16 protein-coding genes are annotated in these 16,568 nt (G+C 67.4%); 7 read left to right on the forward strand and 9 right to left on the reverse strand.

What is annotated here, in order from left to right; all coding sequences use genetic code 11:
• Window positions 1–13 precede the first annotated feature (13 nt).
• From CFB81_RS02655 to CFB81_RS02695, 9 genes are all read right to left on the reverse strand, one after another.
• Window positions 14–952, reverse strand: coding sequence for a carbohydrate kinase family protein (locus CFB81_RS02655; RefSeq protein ID WP_089434520.1), 939 nt, complete (start codon window positions 950–952; stop codon window positions 14–16).
• 86 nt (window positions 953–1,038) lie between these two features.
• Entirely contained in the window at window positions 1,039–1,542 is a 504-nt protein-coding gene (gene tpx / locus CFB81_RS02660; RefSeq protein ID WP_006476975.1) for a thiol peroxidase, read from the reverse strand.
• Window positions 1,543–1,614: 72 nt separating this feature from the next.
• Entirely contained in the window at window positions 1,615–3,003 is a 1,389-nt protein-coding gene (locus CFB81_RS02665; protein ID WP_089434521.1) for a zinc-ribbon and DUF3426 domain-containing protein, read from the reverse strand.
• Between the two features lie 45 nt (window positions 3,004–3,048).
• Window positions 3,049–3,951 carry a 50S ribosomal protein L11 methyltransferase gene (prmA, locus tag CFB81_RS02670; RefSeq protein ID WP_034186386.1) on the reverse strand — a complete coding sequence of 301 codons (903 nt, stop codon included), beginning with the start codon at window positions 3,949–3,951 and terminating at the stop codon, window positions 3,049–3,051.
• A gap of 2 nt (window positions 3,952–3,953) precedes the next feature.
• Entirely contained in the window at window positions 3,954–5,321 is a 1,368-nt protein-coding gene (gene accC, locus CFB81_RS02675) for an acetyl-CoA carboxylase biotin carboxylase subunit (RefSeq protein ID WP_050013869.1), read from the reverse strand.
• Between the two features lie 85 nt (window positions 5,322–5,406).
• Window positions 5,407–5,880: an acetyl-CoA carboxylase biotin carboxyl carrier protein gene (gene accB / locus CFB81_RS02680; RefSeq protein ID WP_069616798.1), complete on the reverse strand. Its 474-nt coding sequence runs from the start codon at window positions 5,878–5,880 to the stop codon at window positions 5,407–5,409.
• Window positions 5,881–5,946: 66 nt separating this feature from the next.
• Window positions 5,947–6,399, reverse strand: coding sequence for a type II 3-dehydroquinate dehydratase (gene aroQ / locus CFB81_RS02685; protein WP_089434522.1), 453 nt, complete (start codon window positions 6,397–6,399; stop codon window positions 5,947–5,949).
• Between the two features lie 194 nt (window positions 6,400–6,593).
• A complete protein-coding gene (locus CFB81_RS02690; protein WP_069616797.1) occupies window positions 6,594–7,145 on the reverse strand; it encodes a TlpA disulfide reductase family protein in 552 nt (183 codons plus the stop codon).
• 7 nt (window positions 7,146–7,152) lie between these two features.
• On the reverse strand, window positions 7,153–7,797 hold the full coding sequence (locus tag CFB81_RS02695) for a UDP-N-acetylmuramate--alanine ligase (RefSeq protein WP_069616844.1): 645 nt from the start codon (window positions 7,795–7,797) through the stop codon (window positions 7,153–7,155).
• Window positions 7,798–8,043: 246 nt separating this feature from the next.
• Between CFB81_RS02695 and mpl the strand changes: the two genes are divergently transcribed.
• The 7 genes from mpl to CFB81_RS02730 all read left to right on the forward strand — a co-directional run bounded on the left by mpl (window position 8,044) and on the right by CFB81_RS02730 (window position 16,292).
• Window positions 8,044–9,429 (forward strand): UDP-N-acetylmuramate:L-alanyl-gamma-D-glutamyl-meso-diaminopimelate ligase, encoded by a 1,386-nt coding sequence (gene mpl, locus CFB81_RS02700; protein WP_069616796.1) that lies wholly within the window; start codon window positions 8,044–8,046, stop codon window positions 9,427–9,429.
• Entirely contained in the window at window positions 9,426–9,995 is a 570-nt protein-coding gene (locus CFB81_RS02705; protein WP_069616795.1) for a YqiA/YcfP family alpha/beta fold hydrolase, read from the forward strand. The genes mpl and CFB81_RS02705 overlap by 4 nt, the downstream gene beginning before the upstream one ends.
• An 80-nt stretch (window positions 9,996–10,075) precedes the next feature.
• Complete coding sequence (locus CFB81_RS02710; protein WP_069616794.1) at window positions 10,076–12,160, forward strand: RNB domain-containing ribonuclease; 2,085 nt, start codon at window positions 10,076–10,078, stop codon at window positions 12,158–12,160.
• Complete coding sequence (gene aroE, locus CFB81_RS02715) at window positions 12,157–13,023, forward strand: shikimate dehydrogenase (protein WP_069616793.1); 867 nt, start codon at window positions 12,157–12,159, stop codon at window positions 13,021–13,023. Before CFB81_RS02710 ends, aroE begins: the two co-directional genes overlap by 4 nt.
• Before the next feature lie 14 nt (window positions 13,024–13,037).
• Window positions 13,038–13,775, forward strand: a complete 738-nt coding sequence (mtgA, locus tag CFB81_RS02720) for a monofunctional biosynthetic peptidoglycan transglycosylase (RefSeq protein WP_069616792.1) — start codon at window positions 13,038–13,040, stop codon at window positions 13,773–13,775.
• A gap of 424 nt (window positions 13,776–14,199) precedes the next feature.
• Window positions 14,200–15,810, forward strand: a complete 1,611-nt coding sequence (locus CFB81_RS02725; protein ID WP_089434523.1) for a S10 family peptidase — start codon at window positions 14,200–14,202, stop codon at window positions 15,808–15,810.
• Window positions 15,811–15,890: 80 nt separating this feature from the next.
• Window positions 15,891–16,292: an EF-hand domain-containing protein gene (locus CFB81_RS02730; protein ID WP_050013859.1), complete on the forward strand. Its 402-nt coding sequence runs from the start codon at window positions 15,891–15,893 to the stop codon at window positions 16,290–16,292.
• The last annotated feature ends 276 nt before the right edge of the window (window positions 16,293–16,568 follow it).

Raw genomic sequence — 16,568 nt, forward strand, 5'->3', positions numbered from 1 at the left:
TCTCCCACAATATTCATTTGAGACTGTAACCGAACGCAGTCTCGAAGCGTGCGTCGATTTCGGCGCGCGTCAGTACGTAAGTCTGGGGCCCTTGATGGGCGATCTTGAGCGAGCCCATCAGGCTCGCGAGGCGGCCGGCGGTTGCCCAGTCGAGGCCATGCTCGATGCCGTAGAGCAGGCCGCCCCGGAAGGCGTCGCCGCAGCCGGTCGGATCGGCGATGCGCTCGGCCGGCACGACCGGAATCTGCTCCGCCCCCTGCTTGTGGCGGATGGTCGCGCCGTGCTCGCCACGCGTGATGACGAGCGCGTCGACCCGGCTGGCGATTTCATCTTCGGACCATCCCGTCTTGTCGCTCACCAGCTTGGCCTCGTAGTCGTTGACCGCTACATAGGTCGCAAGTTCAATGCTGCGGCGCAGCGTCGCACCGTCGAACAGCGGCAGACCCTGGCCCGGATCGAACACGAACGGCACACCGGCCCTGGCGAGCTCTTCCACGTGCTGCACCATCCCGTCGAAGCCGTCCGGGCCGACGATCGCGAGCTTGATGTCCGGCGCGTCGCCCGCATGGTTCAGGTGCGATTGCATCATCGCGCCCGGGTGGAACGCCGCGATCTGGTTGTTGTCGAGATCGGTCGTGATCATCGCTTGCGCGGTGTACGTATCGGGCAGCACGCGAACATGGTCGCGGCGCAGGCCGAGCTGGTCGAGCCGGTCGAGATACGGCTGCGCATCCAGCGCGCCCATCGTGCCCATGATCCGCGCATCGCCGCCGAGCAGGTGCAGCGCATACCCGATATTGCCCGCGCAGCCGCCGAATTCGCGTCGCATCGTCGGCACGAGGAAGCTCAGGTTGATGAGGTGCACCTGGTCGGGCAGGATGTGCTCGCGGAACCGCCCTTCGAAGGTCATGATGGAGTCGTAGGCGATCGAGCCGCAAATCAGCGTAGCCAAGGTGTGCGTTCCTGTAGAAATGAGGGACCCTGCGCGACAACGCCGCGCGAAGGGCGCGGCGCGGCAGGGGATAAGCGGAAGAAAGCTTACTTCAGTGCGGCGAGCGCTGCATCGTAGTTCGGCTCGTCCTTGATTTCGCCGACGAGTTCCGCGTGGATCACCTTGTCCTGCGCGTCGAGCACGACCACCGCGCGTGCGGTCAGGCCGTTCAGCGGGCCGCTCGTCACGTCGACGCCGTATGCGTTCGCGAACGCACGGCCGGTGCGGAACGTCGATGCCGTCACGACGTTCGCGAGGCCTTCGGTCGTGCAGAAGCGCGTGGCGGCGAACGGCAGGTCGGCGGACACGACGATCACGACCGTGTTGTCGAGCGACGACGCAGCTTCGTTGAACTTGCGGGTCGACGTCGCGCAGGTCGGCGTGTCGAGGCTCGGCACGATGTTCAGCACCTTGCGCTTGCCGGCGAAGCTGGCGAGCGACAGATCGGCGAGATCCTTGCCGACCAGCTTGAAATCGGCGGCTTGCGCGCCGACGGCCGGGAACGTGCCGGCGAGATCGATCGGGTTGCCACCCAGCGTAACTTTGCTCATGTTCGTGCTCCGAAATAGCGCGCCGCTCGGGGCGCGCGGGTTGAGACGGGCGCGCGAGCGCGCCGCGGCGCGTCACGGATAGAAGATCTGGACGCGGAAATTCGAGGCGGGCGTGCCGTTCGTTTCGAGGCGGACGACCATCGTCTGCGTCGTGCCGGGCGGCAGCCCGGCGTCGATCGGCGTGCCCGGGCGCACGTAGTCGCGCGGCGCGAGCACGCGGCGCACGGTGACGTGATTGGTGTCGTCGAGCAGCGTGAGTTCGAGCGACGGGTACGCGAGCGCGACGCGGTAGCGGTTCGTCAGCGGCACCTTCAGTTCGAGCTCGCGCGGGCCGTCGAGCTGGCGCAGGTCGGTCGCGTCGAGCCGCAGCCCGTCGATCGCGCGCGGCGGCGTGACCGTGCAGCCGAGCGGCGCGCACGCCTGCCGGAACCAGCCCTGCGTGACGGGCCAGTAGATCATCAGCGTTTCGCGTTGCCACCACGCCAGCTGCGCGACGAGCAGCCCGACCAGCGCGGCCGCGACCAGGCCGCCGAAAAAGCCGCCGAAAAAGCCGCCGAGCATCCCGCGTCGCTGCGGCGCGCGCGTTTCGCGCGTGACGGCGAAGTGCGGGCGATCGTCGTCGGCCAATGCGGCGGGGAAGGGGACGGCCGGTTGGACGGCCGGTTCATCGGCTGCCGCTGCGGTCGGGGCTTGCTCGTGCCGGGCGAAGGTGTCGGGTTCCGATGCTGTTTCGGCTTCGGTGACGGCCGGTGCGGGCGTGAACGCGAAACGCGGTTCGCGCGGCGCGCGTTCGTCGTCCGGCGTCGCGAAGTGCGTGGGGACGACGGGTTCGACCGGTTCGGCGGCGGCTTCCGTTTCCGACGGAAGATGGGCGACGAAACGGGGCTCGTGCGGATCGTGCTCGGTGGGCGAGCGCGAGGGCGTGGCCTCGTCGGCTTCGTGCGGTTCGTACCGCGTTTGCGGCGAATGCGGTTCTGCCGGTTGCTCGACGGCAGTCGATGCGTCGAGCTCGGCCGGAGCGGTCGCGAATGACTCGGGCGTACCCGACAGGTGGACGACGCCCGCTTCCGTGGACGGGAGCGCGAGCGGTATCAACGGCTCGGTGCGCACGGTCTCGACGCTGTGCTGCAACGACGGATCGACGCCGGCGTCGAGCCACGGCGCCCACATGTCCCAGCCTTCCGGCTTGTAATCGGCGCCGGTTGGCAATTCGGGCGGCGCGTCAGGGAGGAACAGCCGAGCCGGCGCGGCCTGCTGGCGTGCGTCGCCGCCGTGCGGCGCGGCAGCCGGCTCCGTCAATGCCGGTTCGGGCTGCGGCGCGTACTCGGGAACGAGCGATTCGGCGGCGTTGAAGACTTCGTGGCAATGCCCGCAGCGTACGAGCCCCTGATGCAGCGAGAGCTGTTCCTGCTGCAGCCGGAAGACGGTTTCGCAATGAGGGCAGCGCGTCGCAAGAAGCATGTCGAGCCGGGCGGCCTGCTGGCCAGAGTGAAGGACAGCGCTATTCTAATGGCTTTCGCGGCGGGTTCCGGCAAGGCATACCCAGCCTTCATGTTCGCGCCAGACCGAGATGTCGACGTAGCGCGCATAAACGGCCGCGACTTCGTCCGCCTGGCGCGCGAGCACGCCCGACAGCGCGATGCGCCCGCCGGGCTTGACCTTCGACGCGAGCATCGACGCCATCAGCTTCAGCGGATTCGACAGGATGTTCGCGACGACGATGTCGAATTCGCCGTCCGGGCACGCGTCGGGCAGGCCGTACGTGACTTCCGCCCGATTGCGCTCGCTGTTCTGGCGCGCCGATTCGACCGCCTGCGGATCGATGTCGATGCCGATCACGGGGTTCGCCCCGCATTTCTTCGCGAGGATCGCGAGAATGCCCGAGCCGCAGCCGTAGTCGAGCACCGACTGGCCGGGCTTTACCGACTGCTCGAGCCACTCCATGCACAGGCGGGTCGTGGGATGGCTGCCGGTGCCGAACGCGAGGCCGGGGTCGAGCTCGAGGACGAGCGCATCGGGATCGGGCGCATCGTGCCACGACGGCACGACCCAGATCCGCTCGCCGATCGGGATCGGCTCGAACTGCGACTGCGTGAGCCGCACCCAGTCCTGCTCCTCGACTTCGCGCACGACGAACTTCGGCGTTTCCGCGATGCCGATCTCGTTCGCGGCCGCCGCGAGCAGCACGGCTGGCTCGTGGTCGGCCGACAGCAGCGCGACCACGCGCGAGTGCTGCCACGCGGTGCGATCGGGCACGAGGCCCGGCTCGCCGAAGAGCGGCTGTTCGTCGGGCGTGTCGGCGTCGGCGTCCTCGACGGACACCGACAGCGCGCCGAGATCGAGCAGTGCGTCGGACAGGGCCTCCGCATGCTCGCGGGCCAGTTCGACGACGAGTTCGCGATAACTCATGCTTACGCTTCTTCCGGTGCGACCTGCTGCTTCTGTGCGAGCCGGTTTTCGAGGTAATGGATGCTGGTGCCGCCTTCGACGAACTTCGCGTCGATCATCAGCTCGCGGTGCAGCGGAATGTTGGTCTGGATGCCTTCGACGACCATTTCCGACAGCGCGATGCGCATCCGGCGGATCGCCTGCTCGCGCGTCGCGCCGTAGGTGATCAGCTTGCCGATCATCGAATCATAGTTCGGCGGCACGAAATAGCCATTGTAGGCGTGCGAATCGACGCGCACGCCGGGGCCGCCCGGCGTATGCCACGACGTGATCCGGCCCGGCGACGGCGTGAACTTGAACGGATCTTCGGCGTTGATCCGGCATTCGATCGCGTGTCCGCGGAACTGGATGTCGCGCTGGCGCAGCGTGAGCTTCTCGCCGGCCGCGATGCGGATCTGTTCCTGCACGATGTCGACGCCGGTGATCAGTTCCGATACCGGGTGCTCGACCTGCACGCGCGTGTTCATCTCGATGAAGTAGAACTCGCCGTTTTCGTACAGGAATTCGAACGTGCCCGCGCCGAGGTAGCCCATCTTCTTGCACGCGTCCGCGCAGCGGTCGCCGATGCGGTCGATCAGGCGGCGCGGAATGCCGGGCGCCGGCGCTTCCTCGATCACCTTCTGGTGGCGGCGCTGCATCGAGCAGTCGCGCTCGCCGAGCCAGATCGCGTTCTTGTGCGCGTCCGACAGCACCTGGATCTCGATGTGGCGCGGGTTCTCGAGGAACTTCTCCATGTACACCTGCGGGTTGCCGAACGCACGGCCGGCTTCCTCGCGGGTCATGTTGACCGCGTTGACGAGCGCGGCTTCGGTGTGCACGACGCGCATCCCGCGCCCGCCGCCGCCGCCCGCCGCCTTGATGATGACCGGATAGCCGATCGCGCGCGCAATCTTGACGATTTCCTTCGGATCGTCCGGCAACGCGCCTTCCGAGCCCGGCACGCACGGCACGCCGGTCTTGATCATCGTCTGCTTCGCGGTGACCTTGTCGCCCATCATGCGGATCGTTTCCGGGCGCGGGCCGATGAACGTGAAGCCCGACTGCTCGACGCGCTCCGCGAAATCGGCGTTCTCGGACAGGAAGCCGTAGCCGGGGTGGATCGCCTCGGCATCGGTGACTTCCGCGGCGCTGATCAGCGCCGGCATGTTCAGGTAGCTCAGGTTCGACGGGGCCGGGCCGATACAGACGGCTTCGTCCGCGAGGCGCACGTACTTGGCTTCCTTGTCGGCTTCCGAGTAGACGACCACCGTCTTGACGCCGAGTTCGCGGCACGCGCGCTGGATGCGCAGCGCGATTTCACCGCGGTTGGCAATGAGGATTTTTTCAAACATAGCGAGTATTCGTCTCTTCGAGGGGCGCGCGAACGGCGCCTGGCGAGCATCGGCGGCGCGCGGCCGGCAGGGCCGCGCGGCGGGCTTAGCCGATCACGAAAAGCGGCTGGCCGTATTCGACGGCCTGGCCGTTCTCGACGAGGATTTCCTTGATCACGCCGGCCTTGTCCGACTCGATCTCGTTGAGCAGCTTCATCGCTTCGATGATGCAGATCGTCTGGCCTTCCTTGACCGTGTCGCCGGCCTGCACGAACGGGTCGGCGCCCGGCGACGGCGCGCGATAGAACGTGCCGACCATCGGCGACGTCACGACGTGGCCCTGCGGGACGGCCGGTGCGGCGGCTGCGCCGGCTGCCGGCGCGGCAGCGCCGTCGGTCGGCAGCGCGGCCGACGGAGCCGGCGCGCTGACTTGCGGGGCATACCCAGCCGTCGGCTGCACGTAGACCGGCGGTGCGTTCTTGACGATGCGCACCTTGCCTTCGCCTTCCGTCACTTCCAGCTCGGAGATGCCGGATTCGGAAACGAGGTCGATCAGAGTTTTCAGCTTACGAAGATCCATCGGGAATTCCCCTTTCAATACGTGAAAGCGCCGGTTAGGGGCCGGCGCTGAATCTAGATCGCGAAATCAGCCGCGCGACGCGCCTTGCAGCTTGTCCAGCGCGTACTCGAGCGCGTACAGATAACCTTTCCAGCCGAGCCCGCAGATCACGCCTTCGGCCTGGTCGGAAAAGTAGGAGTGGTGCCTGAACGCTTCGCGGCGATGCACGTTCGACAGGTGAACCTCGACGAACGGGATGCCGACGCCGGCGATCGCGTCCCGGATCGCAACGCTCGTATGCGTATACGCGGCCGGATTGATCAGGATGAAATCGGTCTGTTCCTCCCGCGCGGCCTGGATGCGGTCGACCAGCGCGCCTTCATGGTTGCTCTGGAACGACGACAGTTGGGCGCCGGCCTCCTGGGCACGCGCGGCAAGCGCCTGATCGATCTGCGCGAGCGTGACGCGGCCGTACACCTCCGGTTCCCGGGTGCCGAGAAGGTTCAGGTTGGGGCCGTGCAGCACCAGCAATCGTGTCATGGTCGCTTCTATTTCTGCGGAATTGCGCGAACTTTAGCGCTATTTAGAGAAATTTGTCTAGTTTTGCCGAACGGCCAGGCGCGCCGGACCCGCAAGAATTACCGGTGCGGCCGCAAAGTATTCGCGAATTTCCGCGAAATTGCGGCGATTGACCTGCAAATCGCCGCCAACGCGCGGGCTGCCATTCGGACGGATTACAGTGCGTCGAGCGTCTTTTTCAGCTCGGCCGGTTGGATTTGTCCCAATTTTGTCTCGCGAATCTTGCCGGTTTCGTCGATGACGACGGTAAACGGCAGCGCGCCGGCCGTATTTCCGAAATTACGGGCCAGATCGGCACCCGCATAGCCGCTGACGAAGACCGGATAGTCGACCTTCACCTTCTGCAGGAAGTTCTTCACGTTCTGCCCGGAATCGACGCCGATTCCGACGAAACGGATGCCTTTTTGCTTGTACTGGTGCGACAGCGCAACGAGCTCGGGCATCTCCTCGACGCACGGGCCGCACCACGACGCCCAGAAATTGACGACGACTTTCTGGCCCTTGAAGGCCGCCAGCGTGGCCGGCTTGCCGTCGACGCCGGTGAGCGACGACGCCCACAGCTGGTCGACCGGGTTGCCGTGGGCGGCCGGCGCGGCGACGGCGACGCCGTCGTCGGCCGTGCCGCGGAACCAGTGGCCGGCGGCGATCCCGCCGGCAATGGCGGCGGCCGCGACCACCGCGAGCGCCAACATGCGTTTCATCATCATCGTTCAATCATTCCGGTTCGGAAGGAGCCTGGCCTGCGCCGACCAGCGCCCGCAGCGCCGCGGCGTCCGCGCGGGCGACGCGGCCGCGCGCGTCGGCCTTTACCGCGCCGCGCAGGTCGTCGCTCGCATACAGCGCGAGATGGATGCCGATCGCATCCACGTCGCGCCGCGGGCGCCACAGGAAACTGAGCGTCTCGACGTCGCCGCGGCCCGCGAAATGCCGCGTCTCGGACACGTCGTACTGGACGTTCTGGTTCAGCAGGTAGATCGCGACGTCCTTCGGGTTGTCGGTGAATGCCTGCAAATGGATATCCGAATGCGCGTTCGCGGTGCCGTTCAGCACCGCGCCCGTCACATAAGGATGGAACTCGGCGAGCCGGCCCATCCAGTCGAGCGCGATCTCGCGCAGGCGGCGCAGTTCGTCCGGCTGCGTGTCGCTCTGGAACAGCGCGAGGTACTCGCGCAGTTCTTCCTCGATCTGGTCGTTATCGGGCAGCCATTCGCCGGCAACGCGCGAATCGCCCAGTAACTGGCGCGCGGCCTTGCGTTTCGCGCCGGCGTAGTCCTGGCCGTCCTCCGCGATCAGGCGGGCGGCGGACTGGGCGATTTCCTCGCGGACGCGCCGCGGGTCGACAAGAGGTTTGCGAGACATGATCCGGCAATCATACTCGATCGCCACGGCGCCCGAGCACGGGTGCGGCGGCCCGCGGTCCAAGGGCGCCGGCACCGTTCGCGCGCATCGTTCGGGCCGCCGGGCGTCGCAGGCCGTCAGTTACAATAGTGCTCTTTGTGTCGCGGCCAGGTCGTTGGGCGGGCGCCGGCTCCACGGCCTCGCCGGCGCGCCGCGCACGCATCCTTTCCGAATCGACGGCGCCCGGCGGCGCGAAAGCATTCATCTATGCACATCCACATTCTTGGCATCTGCGGCACCTTCATGGGCGGTCTCGCCGTACTCGCACGCGAGGCGGGCCACACGGTGACGGGTTGCGACGCGGGCGTCTACCCGCCGATGAGCACGCAGCTCCAGGCGCAGGGCATCACGCTGATCGAGGGCTACGGCGCCGAGCAGATCGACCTGAAACCGGACCTGTTCGTGATCGGCAACGTCGTCACGCGCGGCAATCCGCTGATGGAGGCGATCCTCGATCGCGGCCTGCCTTACGTGTCGGGTCCGCAGTGGCTCGGCGAGCACGTGCTCGCCGGCAAATGGGTGCTCGCGGTCGCGGGCACGCACGGCAAGACGACCACGTCGTCGATGCTCGCTTGGCTGCTGGAAGACGCCGGGCTGAACCCGGGCTTCCTGATCGGCGGCGTGCCGCTGAACTTCGGCGTGTCCGCGCGGCTCACCGATTCGAGCTTCTTCGTGATCGAAGCGGACGAGTACGACACGGCATTCTTCGACAAGCGCTCGAAGTTCGTGCACTACCGGCCGCGCACCGCGGTGCTGAACAACCTCGAATTCGATCACGCCGACATCTTCCCTGATCTCGCCGCGATCGAAACGCAATTCCATCATCTGGTGCGCACCGTGCCCGGCGTCGGGCGGATCGTCACGAACGGCCGCTCGGATGCGCTCGAGCGCGTGCTCGCGCGCGGTTGCTGGAGCGAGGTCGAGCGTTTCGGCGTCGACGGCGGCTGGCAGGCGCTGCCGGCCGAGGACGGCGTGCCGGTCGACGAACGCTTCGCGGTGTATTCGCACGCCGAGCGCGTCGGCGAAGTCGCGTGGCAGGTGCAGGGCGACCACAACAGGATGAACGCGCTCGCGGCGATCGCCGCCGCGCGCCACGTCGGCGTGCCGCCGGCGCAGGCCGCGGTTTCCCTCGCGTCGTTCCGCAACGTGAAGCGCCGCATGGAAGTGCGCGGCAGCGTGGACGGCGTGACCGTGTACGACGATTTCGCGCACCATCCGACCGCGATCGACACCACGATCGCCGGTCTTCGTGCACGCATCGGCCGCCAGAATGCCCGCATCCTCGCCGTGCTCGAGCCGCGCTCGAACACGATGAAGCTCGGCGTGATGAAGTCGCAATTGCCGGCGAGCCTCGCCGATGCCGATCTCGTGTTCGGCTACGGCGCGCCGACCGGGCGCGATGCGCTCGGCTGGAATCTCGCCGAGGCGCTCGCGCCGCTCGGCGACCGCGCGCGCGCATTCGACGATCTGCATCTGCTGGTGAAGGCGGTGGTCGAGGCCGCGCGTCCGGGCGACCATGTGCTCGTGATGAGCAACGGCGGCTTCGGCGGCGTGCACCAGAAGCTGCTCGACGCGCTCGGGAGCCGCCCGTGATCCTGTATCTGCACGGCTTCCGGTCGTCGCCGGAATCGCAGAAATCGCGGCTGCTCGCCGCACGGATGGCCGAACTCGGCCGCACCGGCGAGTGGCGGTGCCCGTTGCTGTCGGTGTCGCCGCTCGACGCGATCGCGGTGGCGGAAGCCGAGGTCGCGGGCGCACGCGACGTGACCGTGATCGGCAGCTCGCTCGGCGGGTATTACGCGACGTGGCTCGCCGAAAAGCATGGCTGGAAAGCCGTGCTGCTGAATCCGGCAATCGTGCCGCAGCGCGATCTCGAGCAGCATCTGGGCGAGCAGCCGTTGTGGCACGGCGGCGGCACGATCGTCGTCGAGCGCCGTCATCTGCACGAACTGGACGCGCTGCGCGTGCCGGCGATCACGCGCGCCGACCGCTACTATCTGTTCGCGGCAACCGGCGACGAAGTGCTCGATTACCGCGAGATGCTCGCCCATTACCCGGGTGCGAAAACCCGCGTGATCGACGGCAGCGATCATGGAATCAGCGAATTTGCCGACTATGTCGACGACGTTCTCGCGTTTTGCGACGGAAAGACGTCATAAACCGGCCACGTGCCGATCGAATTCCCATCATCATGCGGCGCCGCCGACGCGGCGCCCGGCAGTCTGAACGAGAGTACTGAGTGAACGTTTTCTTCGAGGAATCGGGCAGTTTCAAGGCGGGCAGCGTGCTGTCGCGCCAGGGCGACGCGTTTCAGGTCGAGTTGCCCGGCGGGCGGCGCGCGAAGGTGCGCGCGAAAGACGTGCTGATCGAATTCGACAAGCCGGCTGCAGGCGAACTGATGCAGGAGGCCGACACGGCCGCGCAGCAGATCGATCTGGACTTCCTGTGGGAATGCGCGCCAGCCGACGAGTTCGCGTATACGGCGCTGGCCGCCGAATACTTCGGCGCGACGTACGGCCCGGTCGAGCGCGCGGCGCTGGTGCTGCGGCTGCACGGCTCGCCCGTCTATTTCCGCCGCAAGGGGCGCGGCCAGTACCAGCGCGCGCCGGAAGAGCAGCTCAAGATGGCGCTCGCGTCGCTCGAGCGCAAGCGCCAGCAGGCGCTCGTGCAGGCGCAGTATGAAGAGGAGCTGAAGGCCGGCAAGCTGCCGGAAGCGTTCGCGGGCAAGGTGCTCGGGCTGCTGACGCGGCCGGACAAGAATTCGATCGAGTACAAGGCGATGGAAGCGGCGGCCGGCGCGCGCGGCGTGTCGCCGGCGCGGCTGATGCTCGACTGCGGCGGCATCGAGTCGCCGCGTGCGCTGCACGAAGCGCGCTTCCTCGCGGAATTCTTCCCGCACGGCACCGGCTTTCCGCCCGTCACGGTCGGCCCGCTGCCGGACGACCTGCCGCGCGCGAACGTCGAGGCGTTCTCGATCGACGACATCACGACGACCGAAATCGACGACGCGTTCTCGGTCGAGCACCTGTCCGACGGCCGGGTGCGGATCGGCGTGCACATCGCGGCGCCGGCGCTCGGCATCGTGCGCGGCGATCCGGTCGACGCGATCGCGCGCGCGCGCCTGTCGACCGTTTACATGCCGGGCGACAAGATCACGATGCTGCCGGACGACGTCGTCGACGTGTTCACGCTCAAAGAGGGCGATTACCGGCCGGCGCTGTCGCTGTACATCATCGTCAACCGCGAGACGCAGGACATCGTCGCGAACGAGACCCGCGCCGAACTCGTGTTCGTGAAGAACAACCTGCGCCACAACACGCTCGACGAGCTCGTCAACGAAGAGACGCTCGCGGCCGGCACCGGCGACTACCCGCACAAGGATGACATCGCCGTGCTGTGGCCGCTCGCGCAGGCGCTGTTCGAGAAGCGCCAGGTCGCGCGCGCGGGCTACGGCCTGAAGCGCGAGGTGCAGCGCAACACCGACTACAACTTCTACGTCGAAGGCGAGCACGTGACGATCACGCCGCGCCGCCGCGGCTCGCCGCTCGACCTGATCGTGTCGGAGCTCGCGATCCTCGCGAACTCGACCTGGGGCGCGTTCCTGCACGACCACACGGTGCCGGGCATCTACCGGTCGCAGCGCGGCTTCGGCGCGCCGGGCCCGAAGCGCACGCGGATGCAGACGACAGCCGCGCCGCACGAAGGCCTCGGCGTCGCGCAGTACGCGTGGAGCACGTCGCCGCTGCGCCGCTACGTCGACCTCGTGAACCAGTGGCAATTGCTCGCGTGCGTGCAGCACGGCGTCACCGCGAAGCTCGCCGCGCCGTTCAAGCCGAAGGACGCCGATCTCTACGCGGTCGTGCAGGGTTTCGACGATACGTACACGGCCTATGCCGACTACCAGCGCCGGATGGAATATTTCTGGTGCCTGCGCTGGCTCAAGCAGGAACAGAAGAAGCAGGTCGTCGCGAGCGTCGTGAAGGGCGATCTCGTGCGCCTCGAGGAAATCCCGCTGCTGCTGCACGTGCCGGGGCTCGGCGTGCATGCGCGCGGCACGCGCGTGCTGCTCGACGTGATGTCGCTCGACGAGCTGACGATCGAGGCGTCGGTGCGCCTCTTGAACGTGCTCGACGCGCCGACCGTGACGAGCGGCGACGCGGCCGACGAAGAGGATGATGTCGAAGGCGGCGACGACACGCTGGTCGACGCGCAAGACGCGTCGGCGCAAACCGAGGCCGAGGCGCTGGCCGAGTCGGGCGACGCGGCGGCAGAGGGCGGCGAAGCCGCGAGCGGCAACGACGGCGAAGAGGGACGCGCATCATGAACGCAGTTGCGTCGACGAGCGGCACGGACCGCTATGTCGTGTTCGGCAACCCGGTGGCGCACAGCAAGTCGCCGTTCATCCATGCGCAGTTCGCCGCGCAGACCGGCGAGCCGATCGAGTACGCGCACCGGCTCGCGCCGATCGACGGGTTCGAGGCCGCCGTGCGCGCGTTCGTCGCCGAAGGCGGGCGCGGCGCGAACGTGACGGTGCCGTTCAAGCTCGACGCGCATGCGCTCGCCGACACGCTGTCGCCGCGCGCGGCGGCGGCAGGCGCGGTGAACACGCTGCGCATCGATGCGGACGGCCGCCTCCACGGCGACAACACCGACGGCGTCGGCCTCGTGCGCGACATCGAAGCGAATCTCGGCGTGTCGCTCGCGGGGGCGCGCATCCTGCTGCTCGGCGCGGGCGGCGCCGCGCGTGGCGTCGTGCTGCCGCTGCTCGACCGCGGACCGCTGTCGATCGAAATCGTGAACCGCACCGCGAGCAAGGCCGAAGCGCTCGTCGGCCAGTTCATGCAGGCCGCGCACGATGCGGGCTGCACGCTCGCGGGCGGCGGCCCCGGCGTCGTGCGGGCCGAACCGTACGACGTGGTGATCAATGCGACGGCCGGCAGCCTCGATGCCGCGCTGCCGGAATGCGACGCGGCCGCGTTCGGCGCCGGCACGCTCGCGTACGACATGATGTACGGCGCGCAGCCGACCGTGTTCATGCAGCATGCGGCGTCGCTCGGCGCGCGCACGGCCGACGGGCTCGGGATGCTGGTCGAACAGGCGGCCGAATCGTTCTTTATCTGGCGCGGCGTGCGGCCGGATGGCGCACCGGTGCTGGCCGCGCTGCGCCAGGCGCTCGCGGCGAACTGAACGGAGCGCGGCACGTGGTGGCGGTGAGCGGCACGCAGCGCACGCGGACGGTGAGCGTCGCGCGCTGGATCGTCTACGCGGGATCGGTGTTCGCGCTCGCGTGGCTCGCGACGCAGTTGTTCTATCTCGCGCAGATCGCGCTGTGGTCGTTCGTGAACCCGGGCTCGACCGCGTTCATGCGCACCGACGCGTGGTGGCTGTCGCGCGACACGCCGCCCGCGCAGATCCGGCACCAGTGGGTGCCGTACGACCAGATCTCGCGCAACCTGAAGCGCGCGCTGATCGCGTCCGAAGATTCGACCTTCGCGACCAACAACGGCTATGACGTCGACGCGATCCTGCAGGCGTGGGAGAAGAACAAGGCGCGCGGCAGGATCGTCGCGGGCGGCTCGACGATTACACAGCAGCTCGCACGCAACCTGTTCCTGTCGCGCGAGAAGAGCTACATCCGCAAGGGGCAGGAGCTGATCATCACGTGGATGCTCGAAACGGTGCTCGACAAGGAGCGCATCTTCGAGATTTACCTGAATTCGGTCGAATGGGGACGCGGCGTGTACGGCGCGGAAGCGGCCGCACGCTATTACTACAGGATTCCCGCGAGCCGGCTCGGTGCGTGGCAGTCGGCCCGCCTCGCGGTGATGCTGCCGAAGCCACGCTGGTTCGATGCGCATCGCGGCTCGGCCTACCAGGCGCAGCGGGCGGCGGTCATCGCACGGCGGATGGGCGCGGCCGAGCTGCCGCAATCCGAGTAAGCGGCGCGTCAGCGCCGCTGCATTGTCCTTTCTGTCGCAAAGGCGCGATTGGTGCGCTGCAGCGCATGCGTGTCCACACCATTTCGGGCCGTATCCTTTAGACGAATCCGTCTATTTCGCTTTGCCGAGCAATACCGATGACTGCGCGATTTTGTTGGTCGACATCGCACGAAACCGGTGCTTTTTTAGTCGTCGCCAGTAAACGCGAAAGTCGATGAAAGCGACGTGAAATGCAACGTTTCGCGAATCGAAGCATTCCTGAAAGGTGTGCGCTGCACCGGTTGCGCGCCGAATATTTCCAAATTTTTCAAAGCCGGCGGGCTCGCGTATATTGGCCGGCGCCTCGGCTCATCGGCCGCAATCGAGGCGGGGGGCGGCTTATCCGGCTGCTCGACATAAAAAACATCCGGGAAGGAACGCAACGATGCCAGCGAGCAAAGCGAAGCTGTTGTTGGGGGTGGTGTGTTCTTCGCTGATTCTGACGGCCTGCAATGACGACGTGACGTCGCCGTCTGCAGCGAGCGCCGCCAATTCAGCCGACCCCGCCGGTCAGGTCGACCGCGCGTACAACGATCCAAACAGTTATTCGTCGAGCGCCAACGCGTCGCTCGACGCCTCCGCCGCGGTCGAAAAGGCCGCCGTCACGCACCATCAGATCACGCTGAACGGCAAGACGATCCGGTACACGGCCACGGCCGGCCACCTCGTCGCGCGCAATCCGCAGACGGGCGCGCCCGAGGCATCGTTCTTCTACGTCGCGTACACGGCCGACAACCAGTCCGCGGCGAAGCGGCCCGTCACGTTCCTGTACAACGGCGGCCCCGGCTCGGCCTCGGTGTGGCTGCACCTCGGCTCGTTCGGCCCGCGCCGGATCCAGACCGGCGACCCGAATGCGAACACGTCGACGTTCCCGTTCGTCGACAACCAGGAAACCCTGCTCGACACGACCGACCTCGTGTTCGTCGATGCGATCGGCACCGGCTTCTCGGAAGCGGTCGCGCCGAACACGAACCAGACGTTCTGGGGCGTCGACCAGGACGCCGGCGCGTTCCGCGATTTCGTGACGCGCTACCTGAGCGTGAACCAGCGCAACGATTCGCCGAAGTACCTGTTCGGCGAGTCGTACGGGACGCCGCGCACCGACGTGCTCGCGAACCTGCTCGAGACGGCCGGCGTGAAGCTCGACGGCATCGTGCTGCAGTCGTCGATCCTGAACTACAACACGAACTGCGACATGGCGAGCGACTATGTCGGCAACTCGAACAACGGCGCGAGCCCGGTGAGCTGCGCCGGCTTCGTGCCGTCGTACGGCACGGTCGGCGCGTATTACCAGCTCGACAACCCGAATCCGTCGAACCTGCCGCAGTATGCGGACCAGATGCGGCTGCTGACGGCCGGCAGCTACGCGCCCGCCGTGAACGCGTACCTGGCGAGCCACACGCCGCCGCCGCCGAGTCTCGTCACGACGATGGCGAATTCGACCGGCGTGAAGCAGGCGTTGTGGAATGCGGACTTCAACGTGGTCCCGACCTTCTTCGACAACAGCTTCCAGCTGTCGCTGGTGCCGGGCACGCTGATCGGCCGCTACGACGCACGCGTGAACGTGCCCGTGTCGAGCCCGCTCGCGGCCGACGGCGATCCGTCCAGCTCGTTCATCACGAAGCCGTTCACCGACACGATCGGCAGCTATCTGCCGAACGAACTGAAGTACACCGCGCAGTCGGCCTACTCGGTGAGCAGCAATGCGATCAACACGTGGGACTGGACGCACGACGGCCTCGCGATGCCCGACACGATCCCCGATCTGGCCGCGGCGCTGACGCTGAACCCGGCGCTGAAGGTGCTGTCGCTGAACGGGTATCACGACATCGCGACGCCGTTCTACCAGACCGAGCTCGACCTCGCGCGGCTCGGCACGCAACCGAACCTGACGATCCGGGACTATCAGGGCGGGCACATGGTCTATCTCGACGATACGTCGCGCCCGCAGGAGAAAGCCGACCTCGTGACCTTCTACAACGCGGCCGCGCATTGATTGCGCGAGGCCGGCGACAGGCGTCCTCGTCGGCGCCGCTCGCCGGCAGTCGACGACCTCATTCCAGACTGGAGCCTGACATGAAGAATCGTTTCATCGTCGTTGCCGCGGCGCTCGCATGCGTCGGCGCCGCCGCATCCGTTTCCGCGTTCGCGCAGGCGAGCGACGCCGCCGCCGCGCCGGCGCGTGCGCGCCAGGCGCAGCTCGGCGATCCGTACGTGCCGCCGGCCGCGCGCCATGCGACCGCCGGCACGCAGACCACCGGCGCCGCGTTGCATGCGCAGGTGGTGCGCAAGCTCGCGCGGCAGTTCAGCGCGGCCGACACGCAGAACACGGGTTCGATCACCGAGTCGCAGGCGCGCGCGGCCGGCCTCGGCTATGTCGCGAACCACTTCCGGCAGATCGACGCGGGCGGCAGCGGACGCGTGTCGTTCGCCGACGTACAGCGCTACATGCAGGCGCGCAGCACGAGTCAGCAGTAAGCGCGGGACGGCGTGAACAAACGGGGGCGGAACCTGCGGCACGGCAGGTCCCGCCCCCGCGCGCATGGCGCGGCCAGGGGCATCGAGCCCGCCGCCGACCCCGCATGAATTCTCATTATCTGGACAACGCATTCAAATATTGGAGACGAGTGCGTGCGCTCCTACAATCCGAAGCACATCGACAGCTTCGGACCCACGCATCGCGCGGCGCCCGTCGCACACGGAGACACCTTCCATGAAGTTCGCCGGGCGCCTTACTCGGTGCATCGACCGCCG

Source organism: Burkholderia sp. AU28863 (genome assembly GCF_002223195.1).
GTDB lineage: Bacteria > Pseudomonadota > Gammaproteobacteria > Burkholderiales > Burkholderiaceae > Burkholderia > Burkholderia sola.

Excerpts from the sequence above, each read along its gene's own strand:
- tpx (WP_006476975.1), bottom strand. The coding sequence starts at position 1,542 with ATGAGCAAAGTTACGCTGGGTGGCAACCCGATCGATCTCGCCGGCACG.
- CFB81_RS02665 (WP_089434521.1), bottom strand. The coding sequence starts at position 3,003 with ATGCTTCTTGCGACGCGCTGCCCTCATTGCGAAACCGTCTTCCGGCTG.
- prmA (WP_034186386.1), bottom strand. The coding sequence starts at position 3,951 with ATGAGTTATCGCGAACTCGTCGTCGAACTGGCCCGCGAGCATGCGGAG.
- accC (WP_050013869.1), bottom strand. The coding sequence starts at position 5,321 with ATGTTTGAAAAAATCCTCATTGCCAACCGCGGTGAAATCGCGCTGCGC.
- accB (WP_069616798.1), bottom strand. The coding sequence starts at position 5,880 with ATGGATCTTCGTAAGCTGAAAACTCTGATCGACCTCGTTTCCGAATCC.
- aroQ (WP_089434522.1), bottom strand. The coding sequence starts at position 6,399 with ATGACACGATTGCTGGTGCTGCACGGCCCCAACCTGAACCTTCTCGGC.
- CFB81_RS02690 (WP_069616797.1), bottom strand. The coding sequence starts at position 7,145 with ATGATGATGAAACGCATGTTGGCGCTCGCGGTGGTCGCGGCCGCCGCC.
- CFB81_RS02695 (WP_069616844.1), bottom strand. The coding sequence starts at position 7,797 with ATGTCTCGCAAACCTCTTGTCGACCCGCGGCGCGTCCGCGAGGAAATC.
- mpl (WP_069616796.1), top strand. The coding sequence starts at position 8,044 with ATGCACATCCACATTCTTGGCATCTGCGGCACCTTCATGGGCGGTCTC.
- aroE (WP_069616793.1), top strand. The coding sequence starts at position 12,157 with ATGAACGCAGTTGCGTCGACGAGCGGCACGGACCGCTATGTCGTGTTC.
- CFB81_RS02725 (WP_089434523.1), top strand. The coding sequence starts at position 14,200 with ATGCCAGCGAGCAAAGCGAAGCTGTTGTTGGGGGTGGTGTGTTCTTCG.
- CFB81_RS02730 (WP_050013859.1), top strand. The coding sequence starts at position 15,891 with ATGAAGAATCGTTTCATCGTCGTTGCCGCGGCGCTCGCATGCGTCGGC.